The sequence below is a fragment of the Fertoeibacter niger genome, from assembly GCF_009380135.2.
GTDB lineage: Bacteria > Pseudomonadota > Alphaproteobacteria > Rhodobacterales > Rhodobacteraceae > Fertoeibacter > Fertoeibacter niger.
Genome location: NZ_WHUT02000005.1, coordinates 222476 through 241779 on the forward strand (window position 1 = coordinate 222476; position 19304 = coordinate 241779).

Below are 19304 nucleotides of genomic sequence, written 5' to 3' on the forward strand. Positions count from 1 at the left end.
CGCCGCGCGCGCCCGGCCGGTGATTTTACGCCCGTGCGGTCAGTCCTTGGGCCGCTGGCCCGCCGCCTCACGCAGCCGCGTATCGACATCCTCGCGCGACCGGCCCACCAGAAACTCGTCATAATGCACGATCATCGTGGGTTTCGGCGCGGTGCCACGGCTTTGCGCCCAGCGTTCGGTGTAGCTGGCGAAGATACCCCGGCGGTTGCCGGGACGCGTCGCTCCGTCAGCAAGGCTTTGCAGTGACACCAGTGGCCCCGCATAGTTGCACTTCAGATCGCCGTTCACCCAGACCCGCAGATAACCATCTGGCCCAGCAGAGAAATTCGTGTTGACGACCAGATCAACCCAGCGGCCACGGTTCTGTTCCATGCTGAACAGCTTGCAGATATTGCCGAAATTCTGCGCCGCGCCCCAGCCCCGGCTCACGCGCATGTCCTCCAGTTCCACCACCACATCGGCGGGCTCTGCGGAACGCGCGCAGATCGCCGGGTCGCAACTGGCCCAGTCGCCGCTGCCCGCGGGGATATGCACGATGCGAAAGGCGGGGGGCTGCGCGCCCTCCAGCTTCCACTGGCCAAAGACGGTGCCAAGGGATGTGTCGCGCGTCACAGCCCCGATGTTGTCGTTGTAAAAGCTCCAGCCATACCAGATGTCGCGGCCCACGCGCGCCTTGATGCTGCGGTCAAGTTCGCGGATCTCGGCGCGGTAACGCGCGGTGCCACAATCCGACCCGCCGCAATCGCCGTCGCGCAATTCAAACCGCTCGCTGACGGCACCACGGCGCACAGGCTCGCCCGGCTGGGAAAAACGGAAAGCGTGGGGGGCGGGGCTGAACAGACGCTCATGCCCGCGCGGCGCTTCGGCACGCGAAGCCACGCCCGCCCCACCCCCGGGCAGGGTGACGGTAATCTGCTGGCCACAGGCGGCAAGGCCAAGTGTTGCGCAAAGGGAAACTATCAAGAACCGGAACATCGCATCTCCTGGGGCAAATCGCTGCGCTGCGGAATGTCAGATCGGGGCCAAAAAACCGGATGCACGCGATGTTCTTGACGGGTCGGTTTCCCGGGGTCAAGGCCATAGGTGGGCAACATTGTGGCAGAAAAAAGGCAATGCAACCAGGGCGCGAATCACCAAAAATCCTGTCTCGTCTTTCGCTGCCAGATGTTGCTGAACTGCGAACAGTCCGCACAAGATATGCGCTTTATCCCGCGACTGTAGCACAATTGGCACGACAGGGGCGAAAGCCCTGACGCCACAATGATTTCACTTTAAAGAAACAGTCCAACCATATATTTTCATTACAAAATAATTGGGACAAAAAACCAAGCGAGGCAGCAAATGGCAAGAATTAGCGTGTTCGGTATCGGGTATGTTGGCGTGGTTTCGGCGGCATGTCTGGCGAAGGACGGACACACCGTCATCGCCGTGGACGTCGATCCGGGCAAGATCAAGTCGATCAATGACGGCCTGTCGCCCATCGTGGAAAACGGGCTGGACGCATTGATTGCGGAAGTGGTTGCGGCAGGCAAACTGACCGCGACGAACGATGTGCAATATGCCATCGACAACAGCGACGCGAGCTTTGTCGCCGTGGGCACGCCCTCGGCACCCGACGGCTCGGTCGGGCTGACTTATGTGGAAGGCGTCTGCCGCAACATCGGCGCGGCGCTGGCGAACAAGTCGTCGTTCCACTCTGTCATCATCCGGTCAACAATCGTGCCGGGCAGCTGCGAGGCGACCTGCATCCCGGTGCTGGAAAAAGCCTCGGGCAAAGTGGCCGGCACCGACTTCGGCATGGGCTATTACCCCGAGTTCCTGCGCGAAAGCACCGCGATCGAAGACTACTACGATCCGGGCCTGATCGTGTTCGGCGCGCTGGACAAGAAGACCGGCGACTTCCTGACCGCGCTGAACACCGGGCTGAACTGCAAGATCCACGTCGTTGACCTGCGCACCGCCGAGATGGTGAAATACACCTCGAACACCTGGCGTGCGGTGAAAGTGACCTTCGCCAACGAGATCGGCAACATCGCCAAAGCCTCGGGCCTTGATGGCCAGACGGTGATGGAGATCCTGTGTTCCGACGAAAAAGTGGCGATGTCGAAATACTTCATGCGCCCCGGCTTTGCCTTTGGCGGATCCTGCCTGCCCAAGGACGTGCGCGCGCTGCGCTACCTTGCCAACTCGACCGGCACCAATGCCCATCTGCTGAACGCGGTGATCGAGGCGAACGAGGCCCAGATCCAGCGTGCCGAAGCGATGGTCGAGGCGTCGGGCGCGGCCAAGGTCGGCTTTGTCGGCATCAGCTTCAAACCCGGCACGGATGACCTGCGCGAAAGCCCGCTGGCGGAACTGGCCGCGCGCCTGATCGCCAAGGGCGTGGAGGTCGGCATCTATGACCCCTACGTGTTCGAGGCCTATGCGGCCAACAACTCGACCGCCGGGCGCGGCAATGACGTGATCCCCGATCTGAAAGACCGCATGGTCGAGGATCTGGATCACCTGATCGGCGACTCGGGTGCCATTCTTGTGGGCAACTTCTACAAGAACACCGTGGGTTCGCTGGAAAAGGCCGCCCAGACCCGCCCGGTTCTGGACCTGACGCGCATGAAGCGCGACATGGTTTCGGAAGGGCAATACCAGGGCATCTGCTGGTAAAATCAGATGATCACCGCGCTCACCCACGGGGCCTATTTTGCGGTCATTGTCCTGCTCTATTCCCTGATCCCCGAGGGATATCTGGGCGAGTTGCAGTATGCCACGAACACGATCTTCATCCTGGGGTTCCTCGGGACGTGGCGCTACAGCTGGGCGGCGATCAACTTTACGCGGGCGGCGATCTTTCATGTGATCGTCTACCCGCGCCGCAAGGCAAAGGCATTTGCGCGCTTCACGGCGCGCAATACCCGGTCACACGCCTATTTCCTGGTCACGACCTACATGGTGGAACCGGAAGCCACGATCATGTGCTATCGCGCATTGTTTCTGGCGGCGTCCAAGGCGCGCGACGGGGCAACCGTCGTCGCCTCGGTGGTGGACGGGGCGGATGAGCGCCTGATCCGCGAGATCTTCCATGCGGCGCGCGAGGACATGTCGCGCGTCGAACTGGTGATCGACCGCATCAAATCAAAGGGCAAGCGCGACGCGCTGGCCCGCACCCTGAAGATCATCGCCAAGTTCGAGCCGACACCGCAGGATATCGTGGTGTTTGTCGATGGCGATACCTGCGTGCCCGCTGACATCGTGGCGCAATCGGCCCCGATGTTCACCAACCCCAAGGTAGGCGCGCTGACCACTGACGAAGGCGTCATCATCCACAAGAAAAACCTGTTCCGCGACTGGTTCATCCTGCGCTTCAACCAGCGTCAGGTGATGATGTGCTCTATGGGGCTTTCCCGTCGGGTGCTGACGCTGACCGGCCGCATGTCGATCTTCCGCGCCGATCTGGCCACCAACCCCGAATTCATCCGCCAGATCGACTATGACTATCTGGACCACTGGCGGCACGGCCACGTGAAATTCCTGACCGGCGACGACAAATCCACATGGTTCTGGCTGCTGAAAAACGGCTACGAAATGCTGTATCTGCCGGATGTGCGGTCGTTCTCGATGGAAACGCAGCCGCGCCCGACCTTCTATGAAAGCTCCAAAGTGCTGATGGTGCGCTGGTTCGGCAACATGATGCGGACCAACGGCCGCGCGCTGAAACTGAGCCCGAAACTGATCGGCGGTTTCACCTGGTGGTCGATCATGGACCAGCGGGTGTCGATGTGGACCACGCTGGTCGGACCGATTTCGGTGCTGATCGCGGCGGTGACGCATTCGGCATCAGTCATTCCGCTGTATATCGCCTGGGTCATGCTGACGCGCTATATCTTCTGCGTGATCATCTCGGCCTTCCGCGGCTCCTGGTTCCCCGTGACGCATCCGCCCATTCTTTACTTCGGGCAGGTGGCCGGGGCCATCGTCAAGACATTCGTTCTGTTCCGGCTGGATCGCCAGAAATGGACGCGGCAGGGCGCCGCGTCGCGTGGTCCACGTCTCAGCCTTGTCGCGCGTGTGATGAACATCGAATCGACGGTGCATCACGGCCTTGCGCTGGCCTGGCTGGCCGTCGCCGTCCTGTTTATCGCCAAGATCTAGCCCTGTGTCTGGCCAAGTGAGAAAGCAAACATGAGCGATCCATTCACAGTCCCCCGCCAGACCCGCCGCCGCGAGCAGGTCGCCGATCCACGACAAGCGGCCGTCGCGGTGCCCGAGGCCGCAGCGGCCTCTGCCGCCCCACCTGCGGAACAGGCCAAGGCCGTTCCGCAGGATTTCGTCTATGAGACGGAACATCCGGTGTTGCCGATCCCGTTCAAGGTGCAGCTGGGCGAACACCGGCTGGACGGGGTGCAGCTGTCGGTGACGGCCGCCTATGTCGCCATCGAGGGCAAGCTGGACCCGGCCTGGAAAGGCTACAAGCAGGTCGTGGCCATGCAGTTCGACTTTCAGGGCTTCAGCATCAACCTGTTCCCCGAAATCGTTGTGGCCGGGTCGCGCGAAGACGGCGAAATGACCTTGCAGTTCATGGACCCGGCAGGCGCGCATCTGCCGCAGCTGCGCTACATCATCAACAGCTATATCGCAGGCGATGTGGTGTCACTGGGCGGCATGATGGCCTATACCGGCCCCACCCAGATAAAGGCACCCAGCAATATTGACAATACCGCCACCCGTTTCCGGGTGCGCAGCATCGGTGTTGCTGTTTTGTCATTGGCGCTGATGGCGGGCATGGGCACCGTGCTTTATTCGCGCCTGACCCAAAGCTACGAATCACGCCCGGTTTTTATTGAACGCACCGGAAATGAAATGAAAGCCACGACAGCCGGCCAGGTTTCATATCTGAATCCCGCCGCGAAATCGGGTGAAGTGGTTTTTTCGATCAATTCCAACTCGGGCGACGTATTGAACTTCCAATTGCCCTGCGATTGTGAAGTATCTGTAACTGAAGGAATTTTCGAAGGCGCAACTGTCCTTCCTATTGACCCAATTTTGTCATTCTTTGAGTCCAGTGTCGATGTCAGAGTGCAAACACAGATGAGCGTCGAAGGACTTGCGAAGGCTATGAACGGTGAAAACGCCTACCTGGATCTGAGCGATGGACGGACAATTCCCGTTCGCGTCGTTTTGTCCTCGGCCACCAATGCGGCGGCAATGCGGGGGGAACCCTTCGTGCCAGTCAGCCTGGTGGCAGAGGACGGGGTTCTGGGTCAGGACGATATTGGTAAATCTGCACGCCTGCGTCTGTCGAAATCAATTTTCGACGGCTCGTTTCCCAGCGTAATGGAGAAATCATGACCGGCATCTATCCCCTGATCATCTGCGGCGGCAACGGCACACGCCTGTGGCCGGTGTCGCGGACACAAAGCCCGAAACAATTCCAGAAGGTTGGCGACGCCACTTCGGCCACCTTTTTCCAGTCAGCGGTCGAGCGTCACCGCGGGCCGGGCTATGAGGCGCCCTGCATCGTGTCGGCCGCCCGCCACCGCGCCACGATTGCCGAGCAACTGGCCGAAATCGGCTGCACCGCACAGGTGATCCACGAACCCATGGGCCGCAATACCGGCCCTGCCGTTCTGGCCGCCGCGATGGTGTTGCAGGCACAAAACCCCGATGCGGTGATGCTGGTGGTGCCCGCCGACCATGTGATCGAGGGCGATCTGAACAGCACGATCCTGGCGATGCACAGCTCGGCGCTGGCCGGATTCATCATCACCTTCGGCATCAAGCCGCGCTATGCCGAAACCGGCTTTGGCTATATCACCGATGGCGGCCCGATGATCGAATATCCGGGCCTGCGCCAGGTTGACCGCTTTGTCGAAAAGCCGCCGACCCGCAAGGCACGCCTGCTAGTGGAAAGCGACATCGCCTATTGGGCCTCGGGCATCAGCATGTTTGCCGCCCGCACCATCATCGAGGAATATGAAAAGTTCGATGCCGCGACAGTGGCCGCCGTGCGCCGCGCGGTGTCCGAGGGGCGTCAGGCCCCTGACGGGCTGGAACTGAACGCCGAACATTTCGGGCAGGCCTTTGCAGGCCCCACCGAAAGCATCGTGTTCGAGAAGACCCGCCGCATCGCCCTGGCCCCGCTGGACGTGGACTGGAGCGACGTGGGTTCCTGGACGGCGATGTATGGCATCTCGAAATCCGACACGCAGGGCAACGTGCTGCAAGGTGACGTCATCGCTGTGGAAACCACCAATTCCATGGTGCGGTCCACCTCGCGGCTGGTGACGGTGGTGGGGCTGAAGGATGTGATCGTGATCGACACGCCCGATGCGCTGCTTGTGACCCGCGTGGGCCATTGCCAGAGCGTCAAGAAAGTGGCCGAATACCTGAAGGGCGGCAACCGGGTCGAGGCGGAACGCCATGTGCCCGCAGCAGCCACCGGCCCTGTGCGCGGTTTCAACGGCATGACCACCCTGTTCAAGAACGATGCGGTGGAAATGGCCTCGGCCCGCGTGATGGCAGGCACCACGCTGGAGCTTGACCCCACCGCACGCCGCGAAATCCTGGTGGCCAAGGGTTCGCTGATCGTGGCGACCATCGAGGCGAATGTAACGCTGGTGGCCGGGCAACGGCTTGATCTGCCGGGGGCCATGCCCGCGGTGCTGGTGAACACCGGTGATGTCGAGGCCGAGGTGCTGGTCACGACATTGCACGGCCAGACAGCCGTGCAGACAAACGAGGCTTATGCCGAACTGCCGGTGGCGCTTTATGCCTGACAAGCCGCAGCACCCCGGTCGGCCTTTGCGCTGGTTGACCGCAGCCCTTGCCGCGCTGGCCCTTGCGGCTGGCCCGGCGCTGGCCGTGCCAGATCAGCAAAGCATCGAACTGGGCCTGCGCCTGAAACAGCTTGAGGCGCGGCTGGCAGAACCCGCCGCGCACGACCTGAGCGTTGCGGCATTGATCGCGGAATCGGGTCTTGGCGCAGTGGTGACGCCCGACACCGCTGCGGCGGCGCGCCGCGCCGAACCCGCGCCCTTTGCCGCCGCGACCGAGGTGCAGCGCATGAACATGCGTCTGTCGCTGACCATGCTGTCGCAGGCCTACGGCGCCGAGGACAACGCCGATATCCTTGCTGCACAACCCGCGCCGGACACCGAGGCACTGGTGCTGCGCGAAGGCCGCGTCACACTGGACGAATTGCGCCGCGTCTTGCAGGACAACCGCATGCAGCGCGTGGCGCTTTCTGGCCCCCTGCTGCTGCAGGTGCCGCTGGTGATCTGGTCGGGCGCAAGCCTGCACCTGCGCCCGGGCGAGGTTCTGGAAATCAGCCGCCCCGCCGGGGCCTTCATCGTGAACTTCGGCCATCTGGACGTGCAGGGCGCAACCATCGCGTCGGCAGGCGACGCCAACCCGAAAAGCCCCGATTTCATTCCCTTCGTCACCTCGGCCGATGGGGGCACGGTGCAGATGCAGGGCGGGCGGATCACCGGGCTTGGATTCGGCAACACCCTGAAATTCGCGGGTTTTTCAATCCTGCAAGGCGCGCTGCGCGGCACGGGCCGCGAAAGCTGGGTCGAGGGCAGCACGTTTGACGATGTGAAAAGCGTGGTCGTTGGTGCGGCCAGCGACGTGGCCCTGCGCGGCAACCATTTCCGCGACATGCGCAGCCGCGCGCTGATCCTGTCGCGCAGCCGCGATGCAATGGTCGTGTCGAACCTGTTTTCCGGCGTGATGCCAGCCAACGCCATCGTGGTCGAGGAAGGCTCGGTCGGGGCCACCATCGCGGGCAACATCGTGCTCAGCGGCGACCGCGCCGGAATTGTGGTGCGCAACCGCAGCAATGGCGCGCGGATTTCCCACAATATCGTCTGGCACCGCAAGGGTGGCGGCATCAGCCTGGCCAAATCCGATTGCGGGCAGCTGTTTGAAAACCTGATCATCGACAATGGCCAGAAGGGCATCGAGGTGCGCGCCAGTCTGGGGGCCCAGGTGCGCGAGAACACCGTGCTCGGCAACCATTCGGCTGGCATCTGGGTGTCGGCCCAGCCCAAAGGCGCGGAAACGCTGCTCAGCGGCAATGTGCTGGCCGGAAACGGGTCTGGCCTTTCGGCGGCGATTGGCGAGCATATCCGGCTGGAGGGCAATGATTTCTCGGGCCAGTTCCCGCAGTTTCTGAGCGGCGATCTGTCGCCGCAGACGGCGCTGATCGCGGCTGATCTGCAGGGGGCTTCGCCCTTTGTGCTGACGGCGGGCGGCAAGGTGGTGGCAGATGCCGCGCCTTCGGCCTGCGAATGACGAAAGGTTTGCGATGATCCTGCACATTCCCCTGACGGCGGCGATCCTGCTGGCCTTGGCGCTGCCTGCCGCTGCGCAGATGTTGGCGCTGCCGATCCCTCCGGCCGAGGGCCAGAACCAGATCAGCGTAAAGGTGACGCCGGGCCTGACCCAGACGCGCAAGCTGCCGACAGCGGCCTTGCGGCAGGCCCGCAAGGACATGCTGGCCGGGCTCGACATCGGCGATGATGACCTGCGCGCGCTGGCCGATCAGGGCGACGGGCTGGCCGCGTTGCGCTATACCCGCCGTCTGGTGGCCAGCGATGCGGCAAGCGCATCCGACATTGCCTATTACGGCAGCCTCGCTGTCAGCACGGGCCGCGTCTGGGTTCTGCCCGACGCGGTGGCCGCCATGGCGCGACTGGACCCCGAAACCGAACCGGCAGAGCGGAAAAAGACCTATCTGGCCATGCTTTATCCGCATGCCTGGGCGGGAAATGCGCTGGCGCTGGATGCGGTGATCGACCTGAATGGCGAGGGGCGGCTGTTTGGCGCGATGTCAGAGGCGACACGGCAGAAGATACTGGAACAGGGCGAAAAGAACGGCGATGGCCGGGCCGCGCTGCGGCTGGCATTGCCCTTGCTGCACAAGCAAGGCCGCAGCGCCACCGAGACGGCGCAACTGCAAGATTACCTGAAACGGGCGCGCGCGGCGGGCCATCTGGCGGTGGCGACCACCGCGGATACCATGCTGGCGCTGCTGGCTGACCAGACGGCGGGGGCCGCAGTGACACAATGACGATCCGGGCAACATTCGCGCTGGCCTTCGGGCTGGCGGCACTCGCGGCGGCCCCTGTGGCCGCGCAATCGGTTTTCGGCTGCACCGATCTGGACGGTCGGCACAGCATGGCCAGCATCGAGGGGGCGAACGGCACTTTTTACCGGGTGAACCCCGATCTGCGCATGTTCCACGGCTTTTCCGATGAAACGGTGGATGATCTGGCCCGGCTGTCGCAAGCGCTGTCCGATCAGGGCACCACGCTGGTCTACATTCCGCTGCCCACCAAAAGCCTGGCCCTGCCCGACATGCTGCCGCAGCGGGCGCGCGACTACGGCTTTGACGTGAGCATGGCCACCACGCTCTACATCGACATACAGGACCGTCTGCGCGAAAAATCAGTGCTGACCGCCGACGTGCGCCGCGCGCTGCGGGCGGGGGGCAAGGATGCGCCGTCAATCTTTCAGGCCGACTACCGGCTGACCTCGGCGGGCGCGCAGCGCATGGCGCAGGCCATCGGCGAAACGATTTCACAAGCCCCGGGCTTTGCCGGACTGCCGCGCGGGCGGTTTGAAACCCGGCCCTCGGGCATGGTCACGCTGCCATCCGACATGCGCAGCGCCTTGCAGCGCCATTGCATGATCGCCCTTCCACCGGTGGAAACCGAAAATTACGCCACCGACCGGCTGCAGGCGGCATCGGCCAGCAATGAAAGCACCATTTTCGGCGGGCGGGCCGTGACGGCACGCGTGGCGATTGTCGGCACCGAGCATACCGGCGAGGCGGCGGTGAACCTGCCCGGGTTCCTGGCGCAGGCGACGGGGCTGGAGGTGCTGCAATATTCGGTCAATGGCGGCGGCAGTTTTGCGGCCATATCCTCCTACCTCACCTCGCGCGAGTTTCAAGAGGCGCGGCCCGCCTTTCTGGTCTGGATCAACCCGGTGGAAAACAATCTGGCCCAGTTCGGCGACCAGCCCCTGCGTGAGCTGATCGCAGCGGCGGGGCCGAACTGCCGCCTGCCCCTGCCCACGCTGGCGGGCAGCCGTGCCGATGTGGTGACGGCCGATCTGACTCCGCTGGACCGCAGCCAGAACTATACGCTGCTGGTCGAATCCGACGGCACGCAGGCCACTTCCGCCCGGTTCGAGTTTCGCGCCGCATCCGGCCTGATGCGCGCCAAGAGTGTCTACCGCCACCCCGATCAGGTGAAAACCGGGCGGTTCTACATGCCGATGTCGGGTCTGTGGCCGGAAGGCGCGCAGGCGGTGGATATCGTGCTGGATGTGCCCTTTGCCGGTTCCGCCCGCGTCACCGCCTGTTTTGACTGACCGCCCGCTTGACCGAAGGACGAATGATGAAACGGCATGCCCTGTTCCTGATGCCCGCGCTTGTGCTGTCTGCCGTGCTGGGCGCCATGCCCGCCGGGGCCCGCACGCTTGATCTGGCCTTCATGCCACCTGTGGTAGAGCCGCAGGATCTGTGCACCGACGCGGGCACCCCGGCCCCCGATGACCTGACGGTCGAAGGTGGCGAGGATGATCTGACCGATACGCAGCGCCTGCGCTATCTGGAACGCGACATCCGCAACCTGTCAGCCGAGGATGCCGGTCGCTGGTTCGATTTCATCCTGACGCTGATCGACTGGCGCAGCACGCTGGACCCGGAGTTTGGACCGACCGAGGTGCTGCTGGCCAAGATCGCCCTCTATATCGATGCCGGGCGGCTGGAGGAATTGCAGGCCGAGGGGCTGATCGCGCAGCTGCGGCAGGCCGGCACCGCGCTGGCCAATGCGCAAAAGATGGAACTGGCGCAATATTATCTGAACGGCATCGGCGTGGCGCAGGATCTGGACTATGCACGTGGCCTGATCCGTGACGCGGCCTATGGCGGCAATTCCGACGCGCTGATGAGTCTGGCGCGGATGGAGTTGCAGGGCAACCCGGTGGAAGGCTGGGATGCGCCGCTGGATCTGACGGTGACGCTGGCCTTTGGCGGCATGCTGGGCCAGATGAACGCGCAGGTCTGCGGCCATGCCGAGCGCATCGCGCGCGAATATCTGAATGGCGATGTGGTGTCCTTCAACCCCGATGTCGCCTATGCCTGGTATAAATTCGCCGCCGATCTGGGCGGTGCGCAGGGGGCCTGGCGGATCGTCGAGTTTCACCTTGATGCCGATGCCGCGCGCAAGGACAATGCCGAGATGATGAAGTATCTGCGCCTTGCGGTGCAGCGCGGCATCACGCTGGAAGATGGCCAGATCGAGCGGATCAAATATGCGGGCGACATCGACGAGGCAACGTTGAACACCATACTCGGGTTCAACTACAGCGCCGATACCGGGCGCAACCGCCCCTCGTTGTCGCGCTATTTCCAGCTGTCGGTCAATCTGGACGGGGATGAGGCCGATGACGAAAGCCCGTTTCTGGACTATCTGCGCGAGCTGACCCAGTTCGATACCGCCCCCGGCTGGGTGTTCACCACGCTGGCCAGCGAGGTGCTGGTGCGCAAGGGCCGCTGGGCAGGCGAGGCCGAAGCGATGGACCTGCTGGAAGAGGCGGTGCGCCGTGGCGACGGGCCGGGCATGCAGATGCTGGGCAAGATGCTGGTGCGCTACCGCGATGATCCGGCGCAGCTGAACCGCGCGGTGAACCTGCTGACCGAAACCGTCTCGCGGTTTGGGCTGATGACGGCGATGAACGATCTCGACACGCTGTATCGCTGTCAGGCCAATGATGCGCCACGGCTGGGCGAGGCCGACCTCTGGGCCCGCAACTACCGCGCGACCGAGGATGACACGGTGGATGTGTCACCGGGCGATCTGATCTCGCTTGACCCGTTCAAGAAACCCGAAATTCTGGCACAATTGCAGACGCAGGCGCTGGATGGACGCCCGGCCTCGCTTTCGAAATATCTGGAACGGGTGCAGCTTGACCCGAATGCCACGGCGGCGGCACAGCGGCTGTGGGCCGCGCGCACGAATATCTCGGATCAGTCGCTGGAATTTTTTGCCGAACTGGAATTCGCGCTGGCCTCGAACCCTGCCGAACGCGATCTGGCGGTGGAACTGTTCCGCCGCATCTATCTGAACAACGGTGTGACCTCGGCGCTTGACCTGGCGGTGGCGCTGACCGAGGACAATTCCCGCGATGCGGGTGTTGCGCAGGAAATCGTTGGCCTGCTGACCAAGGCTGCGAACCGCGGAGAAGGCGCCGCGATCCGCCTGAAGGCGCGGCTGCTGGCCGGACAGCAAAGTGAACAGGCCACCTATGAGGAACTGGCAACCATCATCGAAGAGCGTGGTGATTTTCTGGCCCTGATGTTCGCCATTCCCTACATCGCCAATGACCGCACCGATGACTACATCGACCGCGCGGTATCCTTGATGAACTGCTCCACCAAGGATGCAGATGAGTTGGGCGATGCCTATGCCATCATCCTGTCACCCGACCTGACCTACCATTGGCGGCGCATCGGGCTGGTGATGGAGGGCGGGCATACGTTGGCCAAACTGGCGCTGACAAACGGCCAGATGCAGCTGTTCGACACCGGCGCCGCCACCAGCGAGCGCGGCGTCTTTGCCCGCGAACTGGCAGAGGGCGACGCATCGGCCCAACGCAGCCTTTATGCATTGACCGCCGACCCCGATCTGGCGACCTATGATCCCGAGGCGGCGGCAGGGCATCTGCTGGCGCTGCTGGGGCAAGGCACCGCAGATGACGAAGCCTGGGCGCTGGCCCGCTACCGTCAGGCAGAAGGTGAGCTGCGCGACCTGATCGGGCGCAAGATCGACATCCGCAATGTCTTTGAGCGTGCGGCAACCCGCGGCGACATGTCGGCAAAGCTGGATTTCGCGCTGATGCTGCGCGCCACGGCGACCACGCTGGGCGATCTGCAAAATTCGGTCCGCTGGCTGAAAGAAGCGGCAGAGGGTGGCAATGTCACCGCCATGTCAGAATTGGCGCAGATGCTGGCCTTTGGCATGGGCGTGCCGCAGGACCGGCGCGCGGCCCTGACCTGGGCCGAACAGGCCGAACGTGCGGGCAACCCCGAAGCCACGGAACTGGCGCGTCTGCTGCGTCTGGAGAAGACCCAATGAGACTGCACGCCCTGGCCATGGCCGCCCTTCTGGCCACCCCAGTCGCCGCATCGGCGCAGGACAGTTTCACCTGCGCGGCCGCACCCGAGCCGGTGATGAGCCTGGCCTACGGCAGCCGCTATGCCGAAGGTGACGCCAGCCGGTCGGAACTCGACACAACGGCAGATGCCGAGGCGGACGATGCCCTGCGCCCGATCGACGATTTTCTGCGCGACTTGACCGAAACCGCGAACACCGTGCTGGACGAGGGCACCGACAAGGCCGCCGTTGCCGATTGTCTGGTGGGCCAGATGGCGGCCTGGGCCCGCGCCGATGCGATGGGCGACCTGCAATCGCCGACTTCCAACCTGACCATCGGCGCGCGCATTGCGGGCTTTGGTCTGGTGCTGCTGCAAGTGCAGGATCACAGCCGGATGGAGGCTGAAAAGGCCGAGATCACCGGCTGGCTGCAACGCCTGATGCAGGCGCAGCTGGTGTTCTGGGAGGAAGAGGCCCCGGACGGTGCCCGGCAGGGCAACCTGCGCGCCTGGGCGGCATTGGCGGCCAGCACCACGGCGGCCTTGACCGATGACGCGGTGATGCGCGGCTGGGCGGCTTGGTCTGTCAGCTATATCCTGTGCAAGGCCGAGGCCGATGGCAGCCTGCCGCAGGAAATGAGCCGTGGCAAATATGCGCTGAAATATCAGCTGCATTCCATTGCGCCGATGGCGGTTTCGGTGCTGCTGCTGGACCGGCAGGGCATCGCCCTGCAAGGCAGTTGCAGCAATGCGCTGGCCCGGATCGTGGGCTTTGCGGTGGAGGATCTGGCCGAGGGCCGCATCACCGCGCAGATCACCGGCAAGACGCAAAGCTTCTTTGACGGCACGGATGAGCTTGAGGGCTTTCACCTGGCCTGGCTGGAAGCCTATCTGCTGCTGGAACCGGAAGGCGCAAGCGCATTGAACCAGCTGGCCGAAACCTACCGCCCGCTGAATTTCTCCAAGCTGGGCGGCAACCAGACGCTGCTGTGGCAGGCCCTGCGCTGACCGGGCCCGCGCGGCGGCAGGCCCGGATGCGCTAAAGTTCCTGCCAATGCACACCGGCGGCGGGGATCGTGACACCGGCATGGGTCACGGGATCGGGGTTGTAGTTGAACCAGAACCGGCGCGCGCCACTGTCGCGGCAGCGCAGGCCCTGCGGCAGGTCAAGCGTGGCGATGCCCCGTTCCGCACACAGGCCGCGCAGGATGCGCGCCAGTGCCTCCTCATCCGGCCAGCCCGCCAGATAGCGCAGCGCGCCTTGGCCAACCAGCGCAGGCCAGCCATCGGTGGTTGCCTCGGCCACCTCTGCCGCTTCACACTTCTCGCGCCAGTGCAGGAAGTTGCCACCCTGCGCCAGCGGCACGGGCAGATCGGGCGGCAGGCTTTCCACGCGGGCCACGGTGCATGCCAGACCCGGCAAGTTGGGCGGCAAGGGCACGGGCGTGGCAAAATCGGCGGTCTTGGCATTGCTGCGCGGCCCGATCAGCGCCGTGCCGGTGTAGCCAGTCAGGGCCCCCAGCAGCGCGGGTGACAGTGTGGCCACACCGGGGGCCAGCACCAGCCTGTAGGCCGAAAGATCAGCGGTATCAGGCGGCAATATGTCCACCGACAGGCCCAGCGCGCGCAGGCCCCGGTAGAAGTGGAACACCAGCCGGAAGTAGTCGAAATCGCGGCCCTGCGGCTGGGTCTGCCAGGCCCAGGCAGAGGCATAGTCGAACACCAGCGCCACCGGCGCGGCTGTGGGCTCCACATCGGGCATTGCCGCCAGTTCGCGCGCCACCTGCCCGGCCTGATCATGGGCCGGGGCGGCGACCGAGTCTGACCGCAGCAGCCCCGCATGCATCTGTTCCTGCGCGAATGGGGCCTGCCGCCAGCGGAAATAACACACCGCCTCGGCCCCATGGGCAAAGGCCTCCCACGCCCAAAGCCGGGCCATGCCGGGCAGCGGATCAGGGTTGTAGGGGGCCCAGTTCACCGGGCCGGGCTGCTGTTCCATGATCCACCAGCGGCCCCTTCCCACAGCGCGGTAGATGTCATGGTGAAAGGCCTGAAAATCCGGGTCGCCCTGCCGCGCGAAATGGCGCTTGTGTTCCGGCGTCACCTCCAGCCGGTCGGACAGAAAGCCCAAGGGGTAACTGTCCCAAGACGCGATATCCAGATCGGCCCCGGTGGCGAAATGGTCAAACTCGGTGATCCGGCCCATGTAGTTATGCGCAATGGGCGCATCGGTGTGGCGGCGGATGATGTCGGTTTGCAGGCGGTTGAAACCGGCCACCTCATCTGACGCGAACCGCCGGAAATCCATCACATGGGCAGGGTTCGCCTCGGTCACGGTCAGGTTGGGCAGGCCGATCTCGTCAAACCCTGCGTAGTCCATCGACCAGAACACGTTGCCCCAGGCCCGGTTCAGCGCATCGGGCGACTGGTATTTCTGCGCCAGCCAGTCACGGAAGGCACCCAGCGCCGCGTCGGAATACGACAGCGTGGTGTCATGGCAGCCATATTCATTGTCGGTCTGCCAGGCCGCCACATGCGGGTTGGGTCCATAGCGTTCGGCCATCAGCCCCACGATCCGCGCACATTCGGCGCGGTAGGGCCGGTGGCTGAAGCAATAGTGCCGGCGCGAGCCGAAACCGCGCGGGCGGCCCTGCGCATCCATTGCCAGCATGTCGGGGTGTTTCGTCACCATCCAGCGCGGCGGCGTGGCGGTGGGGGTGCCCAGGACCACTTTCAACCCCGCCGCCCCAAGGGTTTCAATCGCCCGGTCCAGCCAGCCCCAATCCATCCGGCCCGGTTCAGGCTCCATCCGCTGCCAGGCGAACTCACCGATCCGCACCCATGTCAGGCCCAGATCGGCCATGCGCGTGGCATCGGTCGCCCATTGCGGCTCGGGCCAGTGTTCGGGGTAATAGCAGACGCCCAGCGTGCGTTTCAGTGTCACAGGATCACCCGGTGTTCGGCCTGCCCACGCGCGACGCCGGTGGCCGTGAAGGTTTTGCCCGCATCAGGATGCGCGGATTTCGCCGCGTCATCCATGCCTTGCAAGGCGGTGGTGCAATAAAGCGTTGTCATGTCCGGCCCGCCAAAGGCCGGGCAGGTGGTATGCGGGGCGTCGAAGCTCACCGCATGCAGCGCGGCCCCGTCAGGCCCATAGGCCGCCACCGACCCGGCCCCCCACAGCGCCAGCCACAAGACATCCTCGCTGTCAATCACCGCGCCGTCAGGGTCGAACCCGCGCCCGGCAAAGTCGAGAAACACCGACGGTTCGCCCACAGGCCAGCCATCCGCATCCAACGCCACGCGCATCACCTGCCCTGTGGCACTGTCGGCAAATTGCGCGGTCCGGCCGTCAGGGGTAAAGCAAATGGCATTGGGGATGGAGAGGGCGGGGTAAAGCCGCCGCAACTCACCCTTGAAATAGCGGTAGATCGCGCCCGCCCCGGGTTCGGCGTTCTTGCCCATCGTGCCGATCCAGAATCCGCCCTGCGGGTCGGCCCGGCCATCGTTCGACCGGGTGGCAGAGTTGTCAGACTCCAGCCGGCACAGGTCATGGCGCATGCCGGTGATCAGGTTGAAGCGGAACAGCATGCTTTCCGACGCGATCAACAGATGGTCGCGGTCGATCCAGCCCGCCGCCGACACATGCTCGGCAAAGCGCCATTCCTCGGGGCCTTCGGCGCTTTGCGTCAGCAGGCGGTTGCCGGTGATGTCGAACCAGTAAAGCTGGCCACGCAGCGGGTGCCACAGTGGGCCTTCGCCCAGTTGGCAGGGGCGGGTATCAAAGATCATAGCGATGCGTCCCATGCAGCGACCAGCGCACGGGCGCGGGCCGAAACCTCAGTCGCGGTCAGGCCGGGCGTGTAAAGCGCCGTGCCAATGCCAAACCCATCCGCCCCGGCCTTGACCCATTGGGCAAAGTTCGACGCCCCTGCCCCACCCACGGCATAGACCTTGCAGCCTGCGGGCAGCACCGCGCGGATGGCCTTCAGACCGTCAGGGCCAATCAACGAGGCGGGAAAGATCTTCAGCCCGTCCGCCCCGGCGGCAAGGGCCGCAAAGCATTCGGTCGGGGTCATCACCCCCGGCCAGCTTTGCATGCCTGCGGCCTTGGTCGCGCGGATCACTTCGGGGTTGCAGTTGGGCGACACGACCAGCCGCCCCCCGGCAGCGGCCAGTTCTGCCACCTGATCCACCGTCAGCACCGTGCCCGCACCGATCTGGGCACGGTCGCCAAAGGCCTTCACCATCGCGGCGATGCTGGTGAACGGATCGGGCGAGTTCAGCGGCACCTCCAGCGTGGTGATGCCCGCGTCGATCAGCGCCTCGGCCACGGGCAGGGCATCGGCTGGCGTCAGGCCACGCAGGATGGCAATCATGGGTCGGGTCATCGGGTAGGCTCCATGGCGGGGCGGGCAGCGGCAAGGCCCGCGATGGTGCAGGCGGCGGCGGGCAGGATGCGGGCAGGCACGCCCTGCGCATGCAGCGCCCCGGCATAGGCGGCACACAGGGCATCGGCCCCGATCAAGGCGACCTGCTGGCCCAGCCAATAGGGCCGCGCTGCGGCAAGCTCGATGCCGATCAACAGGCCCGACAGGCGCGACCGTGCGGCGGCAGGCGTCAACCCGGCAATCAACCCCTCGGCCCGCAGGGCAAACAGGCGGGCGGCAATCTTTTCGGGGCGTGCAATGGCATCGGACAGGGCGGTGGCAAAGGCCGCCTCGTCCCAGTCTTTCGTCGCCATGCCGTGCCGCAGCACCGATTGTTGCGACAGCAGGGCAAACATCTCGCCGGTCATGTAGGTCTGGAAGCTGACCACCTCTCCCGCCGACACCTGCACCCATTTCGAATGGGTTCCGGGCAAGCACAGGATGCCGTCAAAACCGGGCAGCAAGGCCAGCGCACCGGCAATCTGCGTTTCCTCGCCGCGCATCACATCGGCGGGCGCTGCCTGTTTCAGCCCCGGCACCAGCCGCACGGCCAGACGCGCATCGGCGGTGGGCACGGCGACCAGCGAGGCGGCATCAAGCGGGGTGCAGGGCGTCGTGCGATAGGGGGCCTCCATCCAGCCCTGACGGCTGCCCACCATGCCGCAGGCCACCACCGGCGTCGTGCCCGCGCCCAGCCACGGGCCAGCCAGCCGCAGCAGGGCCGCCTCATACCCGTCGCGGGTCAGGCTGCCCATGCCGTCAGCCGATGACGCCTCGGCCAGCACGCCATTCGCACCCATGGCATAGGCACGCAGATGGGTGGTGCCCCAGTCCACCGCGATCCAGTCGGCCATGATGCCGGTCATCCTGTCACCACCACGCCGCCGTCGATCACCAGCGCCTGCCCGGTCATCATCCGTGATGCGCTTGACGCAAGGAACAGCACGCCCCCGGCGATATCTGCGGGCGCGAGGGTGTCTTTCAGGCATTGCCGGTCAACATGCGCCTGCAAGGCTTCGGGTGTCACCCACAGATCCTTTTGTTTTTGTGTCAGCACCCAGCCCGGGGCCAGCGCGTTCACGCGGATGCGGTCAGGCCCGAAATCGCGCGCAAGGCTGCGGGTCAGGCCGTTGATGCCGGAATTGGCGGTGGTGTAGGCGGGAAAGCCGCCGTTCCCCATCATGTAGCTGATCGAGGAAAAGTTGATGATGCTGCCGCCGCCTGCCGCCTGCATGCCCGGAATCACCGCCTGCGCGGCAAAGAAATAGGCCTTGAGGTTGATGGCCATCGACCAATCCCAGAACTCTTCGGTCACGTCCAGCGTGGCAAGGCGCTTGTCATTGGCGGCATTGTTCACCAGCACCGTCACCGGGCCATGCGCCGCCGATGCCGTGGCAACGGCGGCCCGCAGGGCGGCAACATCGGTGATGTCGCAGGGGACGAACAGCGGGCGCTGGCCTGTTTCGGCCTGCATGTCGTCGCAGAAGGCCGAGGCATCCGACCGCTGCACGAAGGCCACCTTGGCACCCTGCCGCAAAAACGCCTCGGTCAGCGCCGCGCCGATGCCGGAACCGCCGCCGGTGATGAAGACAGAGGCACCTTTCAGGTCGGGAAAGATCGGCAGGTCGGTCATGGCAGGGCCTTTTGGCTGGGGTCGGCGGGGTGGAAACCGGGGGGCAGGATAGGGGTTGCACAGCGGGCGGCAACCGGAATTG

15 protein-coding genes are annotated in these 19304 nt (G+C 64.5%); 9 read left to right on the forward strand and 6 right to left on the reverse strand.

Translation table 11 applies throughout. From position 1 onward, the window contains the following. Positions 1-39: 39 nt before the first annotated feature. Positions 40-963, reverse strand: a complete 924-nt coding sequence (locus GEU84_RS10615) for a heparin lyase I family protein (protein ID WP_174539767.1) — start codon at positions 961-963, stop codon at positions 40-42. Between the two features lie 378 nt (positions 964-1341). Here GEU84_RS10615 and GEU84_RS10620 point away from each other — a divergent pair, with 378 nt between their 5' ends. Genes GEU84_RS10620 through GEU84_RS10660 form a run of 9 tightly spaced genes read left to right on the forward strand, consistent with a single transcriptional unit; the run spans position 1342 to position 14167 of the window. Beyond that, entirely contained in the window at positions 1342-2661 is a 1320-nt protein-coding gene (locus tag GEU84_RS10620) for a nucleotide sugar dehydrogenase (protein WP_152826228.1), read from the forward strand. Positions 2662-2667: 6 nt separating this feature from the next. Continuing rightward, on the forward strand, positions 2668-4146 hold the full coding sequence (locus GEU84_RS10625; protein WP_152826230.1) for a glycosyltransferase: 1479 nt from the start codon (positions 2668-2670) through the stop codon (positions 4144-4146). A 30-nt stretch (positions 4147-4176) separates the two neighbouring features. After that, positions 4177-5343 (forward strand): hypothetical protein, encoded by a 1167-nt coding sequence (locus GEU84_RS10630; RefSeq protein ID WP_152826232.1) that lies wholly within the window; start codon positions 4177-4179, stop codon positions 5341-5343. Continuing rightward, complete coding sequence (locus tag GEU84_RS10635) at positions 5340-6770, forward strand: mannose-1-phosphate guanylyltransferase (protein ID WP_152826234.1); 1431 nt, start codon at positions 5340-5342, stop codon at positions 6768-6770. Before GEU84_RS10630 ends, GEU84_RS10635 begins: the two co-directional genes overlap by 4 nt. A gap of 34 nt (positions 6771-6804) precedes the next feature. Next, positions 6805-8289, forward strand: coding sequence for a right-handed parallel beta-helix repeat-containing protein (locus GEU84_RS10640; protein ID WP_174539768.1), 1485 nt, complete (start codon positions 6805-6807; stop codon positions 8287-8289). Then, complete coding sequence (locus GEU84_RS10645; protein WP_174539769.1) at positions 8264-9067, forward strand: hypothetical protein; 804 nt, start codon at positions 8264-8266, stop codon at positions 9065-9067. Before GEU84_RS10640 ends, GEU84_RS10645 begins: the two co-directional genes overlap by 26 nt. Beyond that, the gene (locus tag GEU84_RS10650; protein WP_152826240.1) at positions 9064-10374 is read left to right on the forward strand and encodes an alginate O-acetyltransferase AlgX-related protein; all 1311 of its coding nucleotides are present in this window, start codon (positions 9064-9066) and stop codon (positions 10372-10374) included. Before GEU84_RS10645 ends, GEU84_RS10650 begins: the two co-directional genes overlap by 4 nt. A 26-nt stretch (positions 10375-10400) precedes the next feature. After that, positions 10401-13142 (forward strand): tetratricopeptide repeat protein, encoded by a 2742-nt coding sequence (locus tag GEU84_RS10655; RefSeq protein WP_174539770.1) that lies wholly within the window; start codon positions 10401-10403, stop codon positions 13140-13142. Beyond that, positions 13139-14167 (forward strand): alginate lyase family protein, encoded by a 1029-nt coding sequence (locus GEU84_RS10660; RefSeq protein ID WP_152826244.1) that lies wholly within the window; start codon positions 13139-13141, stop codon positions 14165-14167. Before GEU84_RS10655 ends, GEU84_RS10660 begins: the two co-directional genes overlap by 4 nt. A gap of 31 nt (positions 14168-14198) precedes the next feature. Here the strand turns inward: GEU84_RS10660 and GEU84_RS10665 are convergent, their stop codons facing one another. From GEU84_RS10665 to GEU84_RS10685, 5 genes are read right to left on the reverse strand one after another with little or no spacing between them, the layout of a single operon-like run. Next, complete coding sequence (locus GEU84_RS10665) at positions 14199-16097, reverse strand: beta-galactosidase (protein ID WP_152826463.1); 1899 nt, start codon at positions 16095-16097, stop codon at positions 14199-14201. Positions 16098-16099: 2 nt separating this feature from the next. Then, on the reverse strand, positions 16100-16966 hold the full coding sequence (locus GEU84_RS10670) for an SMP-30/gluconolactonase/LRE family protein (protein WP_241427644.1): 867 nt from the start codon (positions 16964-16966) through the stop codon (positions 16100-16102). Beyond that, complete coding sequence (locus GEU84_RS10675) at positions 16948-17550, reverse strand: 2-dehydro-3-deoxy-6-phosphogalactonate aldolase (protein WP_152826246.1); 603 nt, start codon at positions 17548-17550, stop codon at positions 16948-16950. The genes GEU84_RS10670 and GEU84_RS10675 overlap by 19 nt, the downstream gene beginning before the upstream one ends. Continuing rightward, entirely contained in the window at positions 17547-18455 is a 909-nt protein-coding gene (locus GEU84_RS10680; RefSeq protein WP_152826248.1) for a 2-dehydro-3-deoxygalactonokinase, read from the reverse strand. The genes GEU84_RS10675 and GEU84_RS10680 overlap by 4 nt, the downstream gene beginning before the upstream one ends. Further along, positions 18452-19222: an SDR family NAD(P)-dependent oxidoreductase gene (locus GEU84_RS10685; RefSeq protein WP_152826250.1), complete on the reverse strand. Its 771-nt coding sequence runs from the start codon at positions 19220-19222 to the stop codon at positions 18452-18454. The genes GEU84_RS10680 and GEU84_RS10685 overlap by 4 nt, the downstream gene beginning before the upstream one ends. Positions 19223-19304 lie beyond the last annotated feature (82 nt).